General features: G+C 39.7%; 8 protein-coding genes. 6 read left to right on the top strand and 2 right to left on the bottom strand.

Features of this window, described 5'->3' with window-relative positions; translation table 11 throughout:
• Positions 1 to 45 precede the first annotated feature (45 nt).
• Positions 46 to 2,493, top strand: coding sequence for an ABC transporter permease (locus IPJ09_20010; protein MBK7373676.1), 2,448 nt, complete (start codon positions 46 to 48; stop codon positions 2,491 to 2,493).
• A 66-nt stretch (positions 2,494 to 2,559) separates the two neighbouring features.
• Positions 2,560 to 4,965 carry an ABC transporter permease gene (locus IPJ09_20015; GenBank protein MBK7373677.1) on the top strand — a complete coding sequence of 802 codons (2,406 nt, stop codon included), beginning with the start codon at positions 2,560 to 2,562 and terminating at the stop codon, positions 4,963 to 4,965.
• Between the two features lie 100 nt (positions 4,966 to 5,065).
• On the opposite strand, the gene IPJ09_20020 is transcribed toward IPJ09_20015, so the two are convergent.
• Both IPJ09_20020 and IPJ09_20025 read right to left on the bottom strand, forming a co-directional pair.
• Positions 5,066 to 6,148 (bottom strand): exo-alpha-sialidase, encoded by a 1,083-nt coding sequence (locus IPJ09_20020; GenBank protein MBK7373678.1) that lies wholly within the window; start codon positions 6,146 to 6,148, stop codon positions 5,066 to 5,068.
• Between the two features lie 41 nt (positions 6,149 to 6,189).
• Entirely contained in the window at positions 6,190 to 6,462 is a 273-nt protein-coding gene (locus IPJ09_20025; protein ID MBK7373679.1) for a MoaD/ThiS family protein, read from the bottom strand.
• A gap of 476 nt (positions 6,463 to 6,938) precedes the next feature.
• Between IPJ09_20025 and IPJ09_20030 the strand changes: the two genes are divergently transcribed.
• The 4 genes from IPJ09_20030 to IPJ09_20045 all read left to right on the top strand — a co-directional run bounded on the left by IPJ09_20030 (position 6,939) and on the right by IPJ09_20045 (position 16,774).
• Entirely contained in the window at positions 6,939 to 9,359 is a 2,421-nt protein-coding gene (locus IPJ09_20030) for an ABC transporter permease (GenBank protein MBK7373680.1), read from the top strand.
• 56 nt (positions 9,360 to 9,415) lie between these two features.
• Positions 9,416 to 11,803: an ABC transporter permease gene (locus IPJ09_20035; GenBank protein ID MBK7373681.1), complete on the top strand. Its 2,388-nt coding sequence runs from the start codon at positions 9,416 to 9,418 to the stop codon at positions 11,801 to 11,803.
• 58 nt (positions 11,804 to 11,861) lie between these two features.
• On the top strand, positions 11,862 to 14,255 hold the full coding sequence (locus tag IPJ09_20040) for an ABC transporter permease (protein MBK7373682.1): 2,394 nt from the start codon (positions 11,862 to 11,864) through the stop codon (positions 14,253 to 14,255).
• 77 nt (positions 14,256 to 14,332) lie between these two features.
• On the top strand, positions 14,333 to 16,774 hold the full coding sequence (locus tag IPJ09_20045; GenBank protein MBK7373683.1) for an ABC transporter permease: 2,442 nt from the start codon (positions 14,333 to 14,335) through the stop codon (positions 16,772 to 16,774).
• Position 16,775 lies beyond the last annotated feature (1 nt).

Below are 16,775 nucleotides of genomic sequence, written 5' to 3' on the forward strand. Positions count from 1 at the left end.
GGCCTATATCTTATAAAAATGTTTAAATCTATTAAGTAATTTGATATGTTCAAAAACTACTTTCTTATCACCCTTCGTAACTTGTTTAAGCAGAAAGGCCTTACAGTCACCAATGTTTTGGGCTTGAGTATAGGTATGGCTAGCGCATTATTATTTATGTTATATGCGGTCAATGAATTTAGTTTTGATCGATTTCATCAGCATAATGGACGACTGTATCAAATGGTCAATTGGATGCAACCTTTTGGCGGGCGTACTGAAGAGGCTGTTCATAATTATATGCCCTATCCGGTAGGACCTGCACTGACTGCAGAAATGTCAGGCGTAGAGAGTACTGTGCGGATGCGGTCTGGATGGGACGAAAGTTATGTGAGGAGTAATGGCATTGTGCAAAATGCAAAAATTTCGTTTGCAGATTCTAATTTTTTCGAGGTATTTAGTTTTCCACTATTATATGGAAATAAACATGTCGTACTAGATCAGCCTCATCATTTGGTATTAACCGAGGAAACTGCTATTCGATTATTTGGAGAAAAAAATCCAACTGGAAAAACACTGGACATCAAGCTGGAAGATAAGTTTGAATCATACCAGGTGACCGGGGTCGCTGTCAATGTGCCTTCCAATTCAACTATTAAATTTGATATTTTACTCAACTTTGACCGATTGTATCAGACAGCACAAGGTATACGGTCTAAAAATTCATGGAATAATGCATCAGTGCAAACCTTTGTCCTTTTGCAACCAGGTAATGGGTTAGCGACTAATACCGCTCAGATGGAAGAATTTTATAGTCGCCACTATCCGGATAAAGAGGCTAAGATGAGGAAAGAAAATGTCTGGAAAGGGCAAGGCCCTCCTGTGAGTTATAAATTGCAGCCTTTCAAGGAAATCCATATGGGGCGGGATAAATGGAAAGGTGCTGCAGAGGTTGACCCTAAAAGCATCTGGATTTTATTGACTATTGCTGCCAGTATCCTGATCATAGCCTGTATCAATTTTACTACCTTGGCCATAGGCCGATCTGCTGGTAGAGCAAAAGAAGTGGGTGTACGAAAGGTCATTGGAGGAAGTCGCAGACAATTGGTAAGCCAGTTTCTTACGGAAGCACTGATACTAAGTATAGTCTCGGGAGCCATAGGCATCATCCTTGCCTTGATAAGCTTGCCCTATTTTAATGCTCTTGCTGACCGACAGCTTCGTTTTTCAATCAATTTATACCCTGAGATCATTTGGTTGACACTGGCCATGATACTTATTGCCGGACTACTGGCAGGTACTTACCCCGCTATGGTCATATCCGGTTTTAAACCCTTGGAGGTGCTTAAAAGTAAGTTGCGATTGTCAGGATCCAATATATTCACCAAATCTCTTGTCACTACACAATTTGTATTAAGTATTGGTCTTGCAATTTCTACTATGCTCGTCGTACGCCAGCTTAATTATATGCGTAATCAGGATCCGGGATTTAATAAGGAAAATGTTCTTGTAGTTCATGCGGATCAGGCAAATGGCAAAGTCATCTATCCTCGATTTAGGCAATTAGGTATGGACTTGTCCGGAGTGCAAAATATCGCCAGCGGAGAGATGAGCCTGGGAGAAGGTGCTAGCTGGAGCCAGGTCGGATGGAATTACCAGGGGGAACAAAAAGACGCATATGAATATTTCGTAGATCACGATTATGTAGATGTAATGGGCATGGAACTATTGGCGGGAAAAAATTTTGATGCACAGATGCACGGTGATTATGTAATTGTAAACGAAAAGTTTGTAAAAAGTTTTGGTTGGACCATACAGGATGCTGTTGGGAAACCACTGGAAGGATATTTTGATGAAAATAAAGAAAATAAACCATTGCCTATCATCGTCGGGGTGATCAAAGATTTTCACTTCAGACCTTTTAAGGAGGAAGTCAAGCCGCAGATGTTTCATCATTATACTGAAGATTATACGGTGCCGGACCAGATATTTGTCCGGTTACATCCTGGAGAACTCACCAAAACTTTAAAGGAACTGGAAAATAATTGGAACGCCATTGAACCAGTTTTGCCATTCAGATACAGCTTTCTGGATGAAGACCTGGATCGTTTTTATCAATCAGAAGCCCGACTGAGCAGCATCATTGGATGGGCAGGAGGTTTATCTATTTTTCTGGCCTGCCTTGGTTTGTTTGGTCTTGCAGCATTAACCGCTGTAAATCGTACCAAAGAAATAGGAATCAGGAAAGTCCTTGGAGCCAGTATTGGCAGTGTCATCAACTTGTTATCTAAAGAATTTTTAATTTTGGTCGGAGTCTCATTTTCAATTGCTGCACCTGTTGCATATTATTTTGTTAGTCAATGGTTAAAAGGATATGCTTACCGAATCGAAATACCCTGGTTAGTTTTTGTGTTGGCAGGAATAGCTGCAATGGTAGTTGCATTTTTTACTGTGGGTATTCAATCTTTTAGGGCTGCTATGATTAATCCGGTAAAAAGTCTGAAGAGTGAGTGAGGAATTAGAATCAGATATAAATCGCTAACTTCTTAATCTGATTCCTGTAATCTTTATCAAAAACATATGCTTACAAATTACTTTAAAATCGCCTGGCGCAACCTGATCAAAAACCCTTTCTTTTCTGTCGTCAATATCGCGGGTTTATCTGTAGGAATCGCGTTTGCTCTTATTATTGCTTCTTATATTTGGAGTGAGTGGAATGTTAATCGAACGCTTTTACATGCTGAAAGGCAATACATTATTCAGAGTAAATGGAAAGATCCAAACCAGGGAATAGAGTTGACTTCATTTGGGCCATTGGCCAAGGCTTTGTATAATCAGTACCCAACATTGGTAAAAAATTATTACAGATGGGATGGCATCAGTTCCAATGTAAGCCTGGGTGATAAAGCATTCAGGGAAGGTTTACAAATAGGAGACAGTACCATGCTGAAAATGTATGGGTTTGAGTTGATGGATGGTGATCCTACTACTGCTTTTGATGGGCCATACTCCTTGGTCATCACAGATGAAAAGGCCAGGAAATATTTTGGCAGGACCGATGTCGCAGGTCAAAGTCTCACTATAGAGAATTTTGCAGGAGCCAGGCATGATTTCCTGATCACCGGAGTGATGAAAAAACCAAAACGTAATTCTGTATCCTGGGTCACTGCGGACAATGATAATCAATTTTATATATCGTCTTCCGACCTGAATTATTTCGGACGGGATATGGAGACCTGGCTCAATCAATATATACCTTCGTACCTGGAGTTGCAACCCGGAGTAAGTCCAGAACAGTTGACTGTCCCTATACAACAATTGATTACGCAAAATGTATCACCAGCAGTAGCTTCCAATGTCACCACTTACCTCAAGCCGCTCAACGAATATTATCTGGATGCATTTGGTGGTCTGGTGAAAAAATTGATTTATGCTTTAGGTGGAATTGCTTTTTTTATTTTGTTGATGGCGGTGATCAATTTCGTAAATCTCTCTGTCAGCAGATCGGCTACACGGCTCCGGGAGATTGGCATTCGAAAAGTGATGGGTGGGCTCAGAAACCAATTGATCTTGCAATTTCTGATAGAGTCAATCATGCTGACTACGATTGCCGCTGTATTCGCAATGGCATTGGCTGAAATGCTTAGACCATTTTTTAGAAACGTGATGGGAAAAGAGATACCTGCACTATACCAAATGCCAGGCACTTTTTTGATTAGTTTAATTATTGGAGTAATATTGGTTGGATTGATAGCCGGTATATACCCGGCATTCATATTATCCGCGATGCGATCAGTAGATTCGCTCAAAGGCAAGCTGAGTACTGTTGGTGAAAGGGTGATATTGAGAAAGTCATTAGTGGCTTTTCAATTTGCCACAGCAGCGATCGTGTTTATAAGTGCCCTTATTATTTCTCAGCAGGTAAATTATTTTTTTAAAAAGGATCTGGGTTTTGATAAGACATTTATTGTTTCCGCTCAACTGCCGCGAAACTGGACACCCCAGGGGGTTAAACAAATGCAAGATTTGAGGGCCCAGTTTGCTTCTTTGCCGGTGATCCAGGATGTATCCCTATCTTATGAAGTGCTGGATGGCAATAGCTCCGGTAATATTACTTTATATAGAGCAGATCGGGACTCTTCTCAGGCAGTAACTTCAAGCCTTTTAACTACTGATCAACATTTTATATCTACCTATGGTATACCGCTGATAGCCGGGGACTTCTATGCTAAATCAGATCCCCGGGATTCTGCTCTGATTGTCATCAATGAAACCCAATCTAAAGCGCTGGGATGGCAAAGTCCACAGGATGCCGTCGGAAGGCAGCTTCGGGTGATAGGTAATCCTTTGATAGTGATAGTAGCTGGTGTAACCAAAGATTTTAATTTTGGTGCATTTACCCGGGCCATCCAACCGATCACTTTTATGCAAGTGACGCTCAATCCAATCTATAGGGTTTTTTCATTCAAATTAAAACCAGGAGATATTGGAAACTCCTTAACCAATATTCAGAATAAATGGAATACTTTGATGCCCGGTGCTCCATTTGAGTACTCTTTTATGGATGATAAATTATCCAATCTATACCTGACGGAGTTACAATTGAAGAAAGCTTCCTATGCGGCGACGATATTAGCTTTGATCATAGTCTTTCTTGGTGTACTCGGTTTGATAGGATTGAGTATTCAAAGGCGGGTTAAAGAAATCGGTATCCGTAAAGTTTTAGGATCTTCTGTAGGAGGCATCATGCTGCTATTTGTGCGTGAGTTTTTAACTATTGTGTTGTTTGCGGGAATAATTGCCAGTCCAATAGCTTATATCCTGATGCACCGGTGGTTACAAACCTATGTATACAGAATAGATATGACTTTATATCCTTTTATTTTTTCTTTTGGTGCTTTGGTGTGTTTCACTACTTTACTGATTTACCTGCAAACTATAAAAGTAGCCAGTAAAAATCCTATCGGAAGCCTCAGAGCTGAATGAGGTAATGTACTTTTTTTAGAAGGAAGCCTGTAAATCGACCATGAAGGGTGTGGATAGTATTCTCTTTGTAAAATAATTGGAATCGGCAGAAGTTACCTTTTTACTTGACGAACTGTACAGAATGAATCATCGGAAGAAAATGACTAATGGTCTCCCAGGATTCGCCTCTATCACCTGAGAAAAATAGGTTTCCCGTAGTTGTACCAAAGGCAAGTCCATCACCGGAAGTAGCGAGCGCATGCCGATACACAATATCAAAACATCCGGACTGTGGAAGGCCATTTCGTTGCTGATGCCATGTCTGACCTCCATCATCCGTACGGCAGATACACAACGCACCATCAATAGCTATTCGGTTTCCATCGCTTGTTGCCGGAGCTACCCAGGCCTGGTCAGGATTGTCATCTGCTACCGCAATCGCAAAACCAAAATTAGCAGGACCATTTTTTTCACCTACATTATGCCATTGTTTGCCACCATCAATTGATCTGAAAATTCCGCAATGGTTTTGTTGCCATAATATGTCCGGGTTAGAAGGGGCAGCAACCAATATATGAGGGTCATGACCTGTTTCTTGTTCCGGGTTTGGTAAAAACTCTGCTTTAAGGCCTTTATTTCTGATGATCCAGGTTACGCCACCGTCCAGCGTCTCAAACACACCTGCGCAACTAATACCAATGAATAGATGATCACTATCGCGAGGATCGAGTACTATAGAATGTATGCCAGGATTGTCTCTGCCCCCTCCAAACCAACCGGTTTTGCGGGTAGGATGCATCCAGAGTGAATTATTTAAATGAAAACTATTACCTGCATCATTACTGACGAATAAGCCGCCCGGGTCTGTTCCCAGCCATAACCGATCAGGATGGTTGGAGCCACCATGATTCATGGCCCATATATATTTAGTAGTCGCCGGTACTCCGTCTTTGACTTCTTCTCCTTCTGCATAAGCTGGTGCAGTGACTTCTTCCCAGGTAACACCTCTATCGAAGGAGCGATGCAGTTTGACTCCCCAATGGCCATGGTCTAGACAAGCCCACCAGGTATTATTTCTTTCGTCTGCGTAGGCTATGGATACCGGTATTCCTTCAAATGAAAAATTTTCCAATTTCCATTGTCCCCCAATTCTATTATACGCAATAAATCCTTTGCGTGTGCCCAATAATATGGTCTGTTTCATCCTGGATAAATATTATTAAGATTAAAAATGAAATAAATTTTTTAGCCTCCGGATAGTGCCTGAACGATGTAAATCTCGCTATCCGGCTCAAACCGATCGGCCAATTTCGCCCGATCATCGATCATATCACCATTGATAAATATGTTCACATGTTTGCGAAGGCTGCCTTGTTCATCTACAATATATGTCTGGATCCCGGGATATTTTAAATTTATTTCATGTAATACCTCCGGCAAAGAACGCCTTTCGGTACTATGCTCACCTAAAGTTGGGAAAAATCGCTTTAATGCCTTGGTAAATTTTACGACTGCCATTTGTCCAATCAAAAAACTAAGATAGGACGAAAATTATTTTTATGCTTTAATTATTTTTTTTGTGAATTTACCAGACCCCATTTACAATTTGATCAGGTAAATGCCGGAAGATTGTTGACATATATCGTGTGAAGTATGAGCATGATAAATGGTTGTTTGATAGATGAGGTTTCCTTTCATAAAGAAAATATCCATTTTAGATTGAACATAAGTTTGACCTTTCAAAAGCAGTGCCATGATTTGTATTCACCAATCAGATGGATCATTTTTGAACAAATTTGTATCAAAAACGAACACTTTAAATTGGTACTTATGACTTAACACATTGATTGTCAATATTTAAATCACGTGGTACGTTTAATGATATTATTATAAGTGCCATGATCTCTCACTATTCACGGACCGCTAAAATCCTTTTTAAAATTTAAAATTATTCCTTGAGTGGACGATTGATATGACTAATTAAGAAGATAAATATGTTTAGAAATTATTTCAAAATCGCCTGGAGAAATATCCTCAAAAACAAGGGGTTTACGTTTATCAATATTACTGGACTCGCTATTGGGTTGACAGCGTGTGTCCTGATCCTGATGTACGTGATAGATGAAAACAGCTATGATCGGCACCATAAGGACGGAGAGCGCACCTACCGCATCATTTCTCAGGTCAAAGGTGATAAGTTTGTAGGTTCTTCGGCACCTACCGCAATGGGTTTAAAAAATGATTTTCCGGAAGTGGAGGAGGTGACACGTTTGCTCCGGTTTCCAGGCAATGAAAAAATGCTGTTGAAAAATCCAGCTACCCAAAATGCCTTTTATGAAACTAATTGTTACTACATAGACTCTACTTTCTTTGATTTATTTTCTTATGAATTTAAGTATGGAGATATAAGAACGGCTTTAAATGCGCCCAATGTTATCATCTTGCAGGAAGAAGTAGCAGAGAAATTATTTGGGCCCTTTGATCCGGTAGGTAAGGTTATCAATGTGGGGCTTTCTTTTGGAGCATTTGATTATACTATAAAAGGTGTAATTAAGACGACTTCGGCCAAATCGCATATTCCTGCCCATGTCTTTCTGAGTATGAATAATGGCGATATTGGTGATTGGGCCAAAAATCAAACCAATTGGGCCAGTAACAATCTGTTTGTAACTTATTATAAACTCAAAGCTAATACGGATCATCACACATTTGAACGGAAATTGCCAGCGTTTGTAGATCGCAATATGGGAGAAGATATGAAAGCGATGGGATTTACCAAAACTTTAATAGTGCAACCAATGAAAGATATTTATTTGCATTCTAATTATGCATTTGAAATAGCGCCAAATGGCAATATTAAATATCTCTATGTATTTTCTTCCATTGCATTTTTTATTTTGCTTTTGGCCTGTATAAATTTTATGAATCTAAGTACTGCCCGCAGTGAAAAGCGAGCTGCTGAGGTAGGGATGCGCAAGGTGGTTGGTGCCTATAAAAGTGATCTCATTGCCCAGTTTTTAAGTGAATCAGTGATTTTGAGCTGCGTGTCCATGTTCCTTACTTTGATCCTGATTACATTGGTTACCCCTCTATTTAATCATTGGACCAAAAAGAATCTTTCTGTATTGGACGACCCTCGATTGGTGGCGGTTATTATAGGATTAGCATTAATCACTGGTGTGCTGGCAGGGCTTTACCCCGCTGTTTATCTTGCCTCTTTCAAACCAATAGCAGTGTTGAAAGGTAAAATTAAAAACAACTTTTCAGTGGTCGCCATCCGTAAAGGATTAATCGTATTTCAATTTTTTATTTCCACTGTATTAATATTTAGTGCGATCCTTATCAACGGTCAAATGAGGTATCTCAGCAATTACTCGCTTGGATTCGATAAATCGCAAAAATTAATTCTTCCGCTACAGACTCAAGAGTCGGATCGCAGCTACCAGTCCCTTCGTGTAGCTATTGAAAGCAACCCGGTAGTACAATCTATCGGTCGTGGAGCTGCATATCCTGGCATTGAACAACTGCAGGATATGTTGTTTTATGGTGAAGGCAAGACAATAGAGGACAATGTAGACATTCAGATGGTCAATGTGGATGAAGGTTATTTTAAAACGCTGGGATTTACACTTCTTTATGGTCGTGCTTTCTCTAAAGAATTTTCTAATGACACTCTTGGATTGGTTTTAAATGAAACCGCTGTCAAAAATTTGGGTTACACTCCTGAGACAGCAGTAGGCAAGAAGGCCACCTATGATTTTCACAATGAGATCGTGGAAATGAATATCCTCGGCGTCATGAAAGATTATAACTATCAAAGCTTGCACACAACCATCAAGCCGATCGGTCTGACTATTTCACCCTTTTTTGGCTCACCCAGTAGTTATATGATCGTGAATATCAATACCCGGGATTTTTCAAAATTAATCTCTCAGGTAAAAACGATTTGGAGCGGAATCAATCCCAACTCCCCTTTTGAGTATTCTTTCCTTGATCAAGACTTTCAGAAAAATTATGAAAAGGAAACCAAATCGGGCCAGGTCGTCAAGGCATTTACTGTAATAGGTATCTTCGTCGCGTGTCTCGGATTATTCGGTCTGGCCGCATTTTCTACAGAACAAAAAGTAAAGGAAATCGGTGTTCGGAAGGTATTAGGTGCCGGCGTGCCAGGATTGGTTGGTATGTTGTCAAAAGATTTTTTAAAGCTGGTAGGTATTTCGATTTTTATCGCACTTCCTGTTGGATACATGCTGATGCGTCAATGGCTTATGAGCTTTGCATATCAGGTCAGTATGGATTGGTGGATGTTTTTCCTGGCTGGTTTGACCTCATTATTCATAGCTTTTGCCACGGTGAGCTTTCAGACTATCAAGGCAGCTGTGGCCAATCCGATTAAATCTTTAAGAACTGAATAACTTCGACAATCTCTACTACAACAATTCAACAAGCTCAATTTTAAAAACTGGCAATTATGCTTAAAAATTATATCACCATCGCGATACGAAATCTTTGGAAAAACAAGGTTTTTTCATTTATCAATATTGCCGGACTCATGCTTGGCCTGGCTTGCGCTATACTTATCATTTTGTATGCCAAGGATGAGTTGAGCTATGACCGCTTTCATGTGAATAATGAACTATATCGGATCGTAACCAGATGGTATAACCCGGATGGGAGTTTAAAAAGTACTGATGGCAACACGGGAGATCTCCAAGGTCCGAGATTTGCAAATAGTATACCTGAAATGAAATCTTTTGTCAGGATTCAAAGTGAGTCAGTGGATATCCGGCATGGGATGGAAATAAATAGCTATGAAAATTTATCAGTGGATTCTAATTTTTTTAATGTTTTCTCATTTCCACTTCGGGCTGGAGATGCTGCTACTTGTCTTCAAGCTCCGAAATCTATTGTAGTCTCAGAAGAAATGGCAAAGAAATTCTTTAATTCTACTGATGTGGTAGGCAAAACGCTGGAAGTGAAAGTAGATGATCAATTTATGCCATACTCGATTTCTGCTGTGAGTCGGAAATGCCCTCAAAACTCTAGTATCAAATTTGATTTTTTGATGAAAAAGACGGTATCTACGGCTGAATTACAAAATGATGAAAATTGGTTCAATTTTTTTCAGAACTCGTTTGTTACACTGATTCCGGGAGCCAATATTAAAACTGTAGAAGCCAAAATGAAGCAAGTCTATGAATCTGAGTCCAAAGTAGCTCAAGAAAAAATGATGGAAGAATATGGCATCAATGAAACAGCTGGCTATTTTTTACAGCCTGTCACAGACATGCATCTTAGCAGGGAGTTCGGAGCCAGCAATGGTTTAGTAGATGATAGTAACCCTATGTATTCCTATATTCTCTCAGGTATAGCCATCTTCATATTGTTGATAGCCTGCATCAATTTTATCAACCTATCTATTGCCCGATCTTTAAAAAGGGCCAAAGAGATCGGAGTCAGAAAGGTCATTGGATCTGATAGAGGCCAGTTGATGTGGCAGTTCATGGGAGAGTCATTTTTACTTTGTTTCATCGCATTTGGCTTGGCCATATTGTTGGCTGTCGCTTTATTGCCTACATTTAATCACCTGGCCAACAAAGCGCTTTCATTCAGTTATTTGATGGATTTTAAATTGGTAGGTCTATATATTTTAATGTTTTTTATCACTGGATTGATCGCAGGGTTTTATCCTGCCGTCATGATGAGTGGATTTAGCCCGGTGGATACTTTATATGGAAGATTTAAACTGGCTGGAAATTTTTTGCTTCAAAAAAGCCTGGTCATATTACAATTTGGTCTGGCGTCATTTTTAATCATCGGGACTATCGTGATCTATCTTCAATTTAAATACCTGGTGAATACCAATCTGGGTTACGATGATAAAAATGTGGTCATGGTCAACGGGAGTATGTCACGAGAAAAAGCAAATGTATTCAAACAAGAACTTTTGAAGCATCCCATCATTGAGTCCGTTGGACTGAAAAATGGTGGATTTTGGGAGACTGTAGCGAAAGTGAATGGGGAACAAAAAATTGAAATTAAATATGAAACAGTTGATGAAGATTATGTTCCCATGTTTAAATTACAGGTAATAGAGGGTAGAAATTTTGATCGCAATTTCCCTTCTGATTCTTCGCATTCAGTGTTGGTTAACGAATCTTTTGTAAAGGAAGCTGGTTGGAAAGATCCATTAAATCAAATTGTGGATTTTTGGTATAGAAATGAAAAATATTCTGTGGTTGGGGTGGTCAAAGATTATCATTTTAGTGACCTCTCTCAAAAGATAAAGCCCCAACTATTTACTATGAGAGCGGGTAACAGGTATGGAATGGCCAATATTAAGATCAAACCTGGGTCAGAGACCTTGAGCTTAAAATACATAGCTGATACCTATAAATCCATATTCCCAATCAATGCCTATTCTTATCGTTTTATGGATGCTGAAAATCGCACTAAGTATGCTTCGGAGGCAAAGTGGAAACAAATCATCCTTTATAGTTCCATACTTACCATTTTTATTTCCTGCATAGGATTATTTGGTCTAGCATCACTTTCGACAGAGAAAAGGAACAAAGAAATAGGTGTGCGCAAAGTATTGGGGGCATCAGTGGCCAGTATTGTACAGTTATTGACTAAGGATTTTTTGAAGCTGGTAAGTGTTTCTTTTTTATTTTCTTTTCCTCTGGCCTATTATGCTGCCCATAAGTGGTTGGCCAATTATCCATACCGCATTGATCTCCAAATTGGGATCTTTGTACTGACTGCGTTTATCACCATAGGCATAGCTTTGTTTACGGTGGGATGGGATTCTGTCAAGGCGAGTATGATGAATCCTGTCAGGTCCTTGAAGACTGAATAGTGGTGAAAAATGGATGTTAGAGATGCAACCCTAAAGCTATATTCCCCCTCCTTGGTGTATGCTTAGAAGTTACTACAAAATAGCATGGCGTAGTTTGACCAAAAATCTTTCCGCCTCAGTTATCAATTTGATAGGACTCTCCGTGGGATTCACCTGTGTGATGCTGATGGTATTGTATATGCAGCATGATTTAAGTTTTGATAGGTTTCAGCTGAAAGGTGATCGTATCGCCAGGGTGATTATGCAGTACAGTTTTGGGGGTAGTGAGGTGACCAGTGGCAATTTTACCAGCACCAAAGTATTGCCTTCTTTCAAAAAGAACTTTCCTGAAGTGATTGATGGTGTGAGGATATATGACGCATCGAGGATAGTATTGTACAAAGATCGTCTGTTTAATGAAGAAGGTTTTGTGTATTCTGATTCTTCTTTTTTTAGCATATTTAATTTTCAATTGCTGCGCGGAGGTATTAGGCAGGTATTGACTGAACCGTATCAAGTCGTGATTACCCAATCTACGGCCTTAAAATATTTTGGTCAGGAAGATCCTATAGGAAAAGTGCTAAAAGTAGGAAGTGATCAGATGAATTATACCGTGATAGGTGTTTCTGAGGATTGCCCTTCCAATTCTCAGATAAGATATGACTTTTTAGCGTCCTTTTCATCCCTGGGACCTGCTCAGGAGGAATCCTATTTTGAGGCTAACTATACTACCTATCTGTTATTTAGAGATGCCTCCTCGATTGATGGATTGCAGCAAAAAATTGGCCCTTTTATGAAAGGTGAGATGGACACCCAAGAGCCGGGGGCATATATCAATTATATTTTTGAACCATTTTGCAGGGTCCATTTATATTCAGAATATGATGCCATGGTACCTAACAGTAATATCAGGTATATCTATATTATCGCCGGTATAGCACTGCTGGTATTGATCATAGCTTGTTTTACTTATATTAATCTGAGCACTGCCCGATCTATAGAACGAGCAAGGGAAGTAGGTATCAGGAAAGTGGCCGGCGCTATGCGATATCAATTATTTGCCCAGTTTATTAGTGAATCATTTTTGATTACGATGATCGCTGGCATTATTAGCTTGGGACTGGTCGCACTGGTATTGTCCTCTTTTAATGAACTCGTTGGCAAGCAATTGCATTTTTCAGATTTGGGTCGTCCTGGCATCTTACTGGTCATGGCAGGTATCGTCATATTAATTTCATTATTTGCTGGTAGTTATCCAGCGCTTATATTATCAGACTTCCAACCTATTAAAGTATTAAAAGGGGCTTTTAAAAATAGTAGCTCCGGCACCTGGCTGAGACATTCATTGATTGTGTTTCAATTTGTGATATCTGTATTTTTGATTGCTTCAACCACCATCATTGGAAGCCAAATGCGTTATATTCAAAATAAAAAGCTTGGTTATGAGCGCGACCATGTGATCATTACTCGGATAGACCAAAAAATGCTGGATAAGATAGATCTGATCAAAACGGAATTAAAATCGAATCCAAATGTACTCAGTGTCACTAAAGCCAATTTTAGCCCGGTGCATATACCGGGAGGATACGTGATGAGTCGTGGCGATCAGACCATCGATCAGTCTATCAATACCCGGGGGAATAATATCGACGAAGATTATATTAAAACCAATGGATTGGAAATCATAGCCGGCAGTGATCTCCATCATCAGGATATGGTAGATGTGAGCAAAGAAGATTACAAGGATAATTATTTTCATTTTGTACTTAATGAAGCTGCTGTCAAGGCATTGGGGTGGACTACCGAAGAAGCTGTAGGCAAAAAAATGTATTTGGGCGATGGTCGGCCCGGTGAGGTCAAAGCAGTAGTGCGGGATTTTCATTTTACATCGCTTCACAATACCATCGAGCCTCTTGTTTTATTTCCGAGCACCTGGGGGAGTACGATGATGATTAAAATAAGTGGAGCAGACTTGGCAGGCACTATTTCATTTTTGGGAAATAAATGGAAGACCCTTGCCGCACATCGGCCTTTCGAATATCATTTTATGGACGAAGATTTTTCTAAATTATATGATGCAGAGAACAGGGTAGCCAAAGTTTTTAATATTTTTTCAGGCATATCTATTTTATTGGCTTGCCTGGGACTGTTTGGTTTGTCTGCTTTCGCTGCTAAACAAAGGATGAAAGAACTAAGTGTACGAAAAGTATTGGGGGCGTCAGTAGCTGATATCATTTTGATTCTATCCGGAAAGTTTGTAAAAATGATTTTTCTCGCATTTTTAATCGCGATTCCGCTGATTTGGATATCAATGAATGCCTGGTTAAGTGATTTTTACTATAGGATCCATATAAAATGGTGGATGTTTGCTCTGGCAGGGGCTAGTGCCCTATCTGTGGCGATGCTTACTGTGAGTATCCAGGCTATTCGCGCTGCAGTAGCCAATCCTATTAAAAGTCTGAGAACTGAATAATATGTAAGCATCAGATATCAGCTAATAGACTCAGATCTATCTGAATTCTACTCGGTGATTCTACAATAAATTTAGATATGTATAGCAATTATTTCAAGACAGCCTGGCGCAATCTCCTCAAACATCCATTCTACTCGTTCATCAATATGGTCGGTTTGGGGCTGGGCCTGATTGCAGTATTTTTTATATTTCTTTACGTAAAGGATGAATTGAGTTATGATCGATATCACAAGAATATTGATCAATTATACCGACTCAATTTTATTGCCAAACTGGGAGACCAGGAGGCTAATACCAGTGCAGTACCCTGTCCGGCAGGTCCATTATTTTCGGAGATTTTTCCTGAAGTAAAATCGAGCTGCAGGATCTATACCGGGCATGGTGATTATACGGTGTCTTATGATGAACACGCATTTCGGGAAACCAGTGTCGCTAGTGTGGATAGTACATTTGGAGATTTGTTTTCAGTGCACGTGTTGGAAGGAAATATAAAAAACACGCTGTCTCAGTCGGGTAAAATTGTAATCAATGTTTCTGAGGCGAAAAAATATTTTGGTTATAAAACAGGTATCAGCCTGGAAAGCCCAATTGGAAAATCACTTTTATTGGAAAATTCGAATTTGTATCAGGTTGGGGCAATTATAGAAGATTTACCTAAAAATAGTCATTTCCACTTTGATATGTTATTGCCTATGTTAGATCAAAAGGATAGCTATGATGTTGATTGGGGAAGTACGAACTATCATACATATTTTCTATTGAAAGATGGAGTAGCGGTCAATGATTTGTCTGCAAAAATGAACCAGGTATTTGTAGAAAAATTTACTTTGGAAGTAAAGCGATACCTCAATATGTCCTGGGACGAATTTATTAAGCAGGGCAATTTTGCGCGCGTACAACTCTTCCCGGTGCAGAAAATACATTTATACAGCCATTTCGACGAAGAATTTATGCCAGCCGGAAGTATTGCGCAGGTATATGCATTTAGTATAATCGGACTGGTGATTTTATTTTTGGCTTGTATCAATTTTATAAACCTTTCTACTGCACGCGCAACCCTGCGGGCGCGTGAGGTAGGTGTGCGCAAAGCTATAGGTGCGATGAAAAGCGCGTTGGCAGCTCAGTTCCTTTCTGAAAGCCTATTGTTAAGCCTATTGGCAGCCTTCATAGGATTGGGCTTAATGTGGATAGTCATGCCTTTGTTTAATCAGATGTCGGGCAAATCATTTTCATTTGGAATGATCTTACAGCCTTCGATATGGCTGCCTTTCCTTTTTATTACTGTGATTACCGGATTACTGGCTGGAATATATCCTGCATTATATTTATCAGGTCTGCAACCAGTGAAAGTGCTGAAAGGGTTAGTCCTAAGGTCACAGAAAAGTCTGATTCGAGGTGGGTTGGTGGTCTTTCAATTTTTAATCTCTATCGTGTTGGTGATAGGATCCATCACGATCTATCAGCAGTTAAAGTTTATGCAAAACAAAAAACTTGGATTTAATAAAGATCAGGTTCTGATCATTAATAATTTTTATCTGATTGGAAAAAATGCCACAGCTTTTAAAGATCAATTAGCTGAATTGCCTGACATCCTATCGAGTGGGGTGAGTAATTTTCTCCCAGCGTCTACCGATCGGAATACTTCGGCCATTATTGCCGGACGAGTAGCAACTGCTGACAATTCAATTTTGTCTAATAACTGGAGTGCTGACAGGGACTTTATCCATACCATGGAATTTGATATAGTAGCTGGAAGGAGTTTTGATAAAAGTATTCGAAGCGATAGCCTGGGTGTAGTTATCAATGAAGCACTTGCCAAGTCATTTGGACATCCCAAGGTGGATGTGATTGGTAAAATATTGGGCAGACCAGGAGATGAGGGCCGGATAACAGAGTATCATATTTTAGGGGTCATGAAGGATTTTAATTTTATGTCCTTGCAGCACCGCATAGAGCCTTTGGCTATTTATAATGGCGGCGGGCTTCAATATATTAGCATTCGGATAGGCACCAGGGATGTAGCATCTACCATCCTTAAGATTGGTAAACTTTGGGCATCACTTGCTCCGGGTATACCTTTTGAATACAATTTTATGGACGAGCGGTATAATCAGCTTTATAGATCCGAACAAAGGATTGGAACGGTCAGTCTCATTTTTTCTGTTTTTGCCATATTCATAGCTTGTATTGGATTATTAGGGTTAGCGACATTTACCATTCAACAACGAATTAAGGAGATCGGTATAAGAAAGGTGTTAGGAGCATCCACACAGAGCATTATTGGACTGATGTCTACAGATTTTTTATGGATCCTAGGCCTGGCGATTTGTTTTGCTTTTCCATTGTCATGGTACTTAATCCATCGTTGGTTGATGGGATTTGAATACAGGATGGATATTAATATTTGGCTTTTTATTGGTACCGGCATAGTAATTCTACTTTCAGCTATGATCATTGTATTTGTTCAGTCATTTAGAGCCGCTTTGCTCAACCCTGTACGTTCTTTGCGGGCTGAGTGAA

Source organism: Saprospiraceae bacterium, from assembly GCA_016709995.1.
In the GTDB taxonomy this organism is placed as follows: Bacteria; Bacteroidota; Bacteroidia; order Chitinophagales; family Saprospiraceae; genus JADJLQ01.

What these genes read in the sequence shown, in the direction of transcription:
- IPJ09_20030 (MBK7373680.1), top strand. Translation starts at nt 6,939, where the DNA reads ATGTTTAGAAATTATTTCAAAATCGCCTGGAGAAATATCCTCAAAAAC.
- IPJ09_20040 (MBK7373682.1), top strand. Translation starts at nt 11,862, where the DNA reads ATGCTTAGAAGTTACTACAAAATAGCATGGCGTAGTTTGACCAAAAAT.
- IPJ09_20010 (MBK7373676.1), top strand. Translation starts at nt 46, where the DNA reads ATGTTCAAAAACTACTTTCTTATCACCCTTCGTAACTTGTTTAAGCAG.
- IPJ09_20020 (MBK7373678.1), bottom strand. Translation starts at nt 6,148, where the DNA reads ATGAAACAGACCATATTATTGGGCACACGCAAAGGATTTATTGCGTAT.
- IPJ09_20045 (MBK7373683.1), top strand. Translation starts at nt 14,333, where the DNA reads ATGTATAGCAATTATTTCAAGACAGCCTGGCGCAATCTCCTCAAACAT.
- IPJ09_20025 (MBK7373679.1), bottom strand. Translation starts at nt 6,462, where the DNA reads ATGGCAGTCGTAAAATTTACCAAGGCATTAAAGCGATTTTTCCCAACT.
- IPJ09_20035 (MBK7373681.1), top strand. Translation starts at nt 9,416, where the DNA reads ATGCTTAAAAATTATATCACCATCGCGATACGAAATCTTTGGAAAAAC.
- IPJ09_20015 (MBK7373677.1), top strand. Translation starts at nt 2,560, where the DNA reads ATGCTTACAAATTACTTTAAAATCGCCTGGCGCAACCTGATCAAAAAC.